At 67.0% G+C, this 1,792-nt stretch carries 1 protein-coding gene; it reads left to right on the forward strand.

What is annotated here, in order from left to right; translation table 11 throughout:
* Positions 1-167: 167 nt before the first annotated feature.
* The gene (locus EOA29_RS35170) at positions 168-1,664 is read left to right on the forward strand and encodes a peptidase S10 (protein WP_126094879.1); all 1,497 of its coding nucleotides are present in this window, start codon (positions 168-170) and stop codon (positions 1,662-1,664) included.
* The last annotated feature ends 128 nt before the right edge of the window (positions 1,665-1,792 follow it).

Consider the following 1,792-nt stretch of genomic DNA (forward strand, 5'->3'; position numbering starts at 1 on the left):
GAGAGGGGGAGCGCCCTACGAAGGCCCCCTCTCCGTCCGCTTCGCGGACACCTCTCCCCCGCTTGGCGGGGGCGAGGAACCCAAGTTTTGTGACGCTTCCCGCACCACCCCTTTGACTTCGGCCGCTCTGGCCATACCTTTGCGGAGGTCGTTCGCGCGGAGGTCTCATGCGGTCCAAACTCTTTCCCCTCATCCTCCTGGCGCTCGCCGCCTTCGCGCAGCCAGCTCCGGCTGAAACGCCGGAGCGGCCGGCACCGGCCGGCGGCGTGCTGTCGCTTCTGCCGCCGCCGCAGGTGACCGAGCATTCGATCGCGCTTGCCGGACGCAAGCTCGATTACCAGGCCAAGGCCGGCACGCTGTCGCTGCTCTCCGGCAAGGGCGAGGTCACGGCGGAAATCTTCTACGTCGCCTACACGCAGCAGTCGCCCGCCCCGGCGAAGGAACGGCCGATCACCTTCGTCTTCAACGGCGGGCCGGGCGCGGCGTCGGCCTATCTGCATCTCGGCGCGCTCGGGCCGCGCATCATCGCGACCGCGACCGATGGCGAGTTCCTGCCGCCGCCGCAAAAGCTCATCGACAATCCCGACAGTTGGCTCGACCTGACCGATCTCGTCTTCGTCGATCCGGTCGGCACCGGTTACAGCCGCGAGGCGCCGGGCGAGGACACGAAGACGTTCTGGGGCGTCGACCAGGACGCCAGCTCGGTCGGCGCGTTCATCCGGCTCTATCTGGCGCAGAACGGCCGAACCGCTTCACCGCTCTTCCTCGCCGGCGAAAGCTATGGCGGTTTTCGCGCGGCGCTGCTTGCCCGCACGCTGCAGGAAGACGTGGGTTTGAGCCCCAGCGGCATCGTGCTGATCTCGCCGGCGCTGGAATTCATGCTGGTGCGGCCGGACCAGTTCGACCAGTTGCACTGGGCGCTCGAACTGCCTTCGCTGGCGGCGACGCGGCTTCGCGCCGACGGCGTCAGCGGCGAGGCGATGCGCGACAGGCTTGCCGAGGTCGAGCACTACGCGCTCGGCGATTACCTGACGGCGTTGAACAGCGGGCTGGAGCAAGGCGGCAAGCTCGCCAGCGGGCGCGTGGCGGAGATAACCGGCCTGCCGCTCGACCTCGTCGAGCGCAATTTCGCCCGTATCCCGACAGGCCTTTTCGCCCGTGAGTTCCAGCGCGCCAAGGGCAAGGTGCTCAGTCCTTACGACGCCATGGTCGCGACCAGCGATATCGCGCCGGAGAGCGCCCATATCGCCGGTCCGGACCCAGTGCTCGACCGCAGCGTGCCGGTGCTGACCTCGGCCTTCGTCGCCTACGCCCGCGACGAACTGAATTATCGCACCGATGTCAGCTACCGACTGCTCAACGGCGAGGTCAGCCACAACTGGGACTACGGCAACTCAGGGCAAGGCTTTGCCGGGGTGATGAACGACCTGCAGCGGGCGCGCTCGCTCAACCCGGCGCTCGGTGTCGTCATCGTCAACGGCTACACCGACCTCGTCACGCCCTACCTCGCCTCGCGCTATCTGGTGAACCAGATCCCCACGCTCGCCGACGCCAAGCCGATCCGCCTCGATGTCGTCGAGGGCGGGCACATGATGTATCTGAGGCCTGACGGAAGGCGCGCGCTGAAGGAGGCGGCCTCGGAGCTCTACCAGGCGACGCAATAGAGGCCGACCGGGTTCTCCTCCCGGTTGGAGCAGCGCCGCACCAGCTTTTCCTATAGCAAAGATATTCCCGCGAACGGGTTCAGAGCTCATGACAGAAGGCTGTCAGCAGCAACGGGATAGTCTGGTGC

The organism is Mesorhizobium sp. M1E.F.Ca.ET.063.01.1.1, from assembly GCF_003998155.1.
GTDB lineage: Bacteria > Pseudomonadota > Alphaproteobacteria > Rhizobiales > Rhizobiaceae > Mesorhizobium.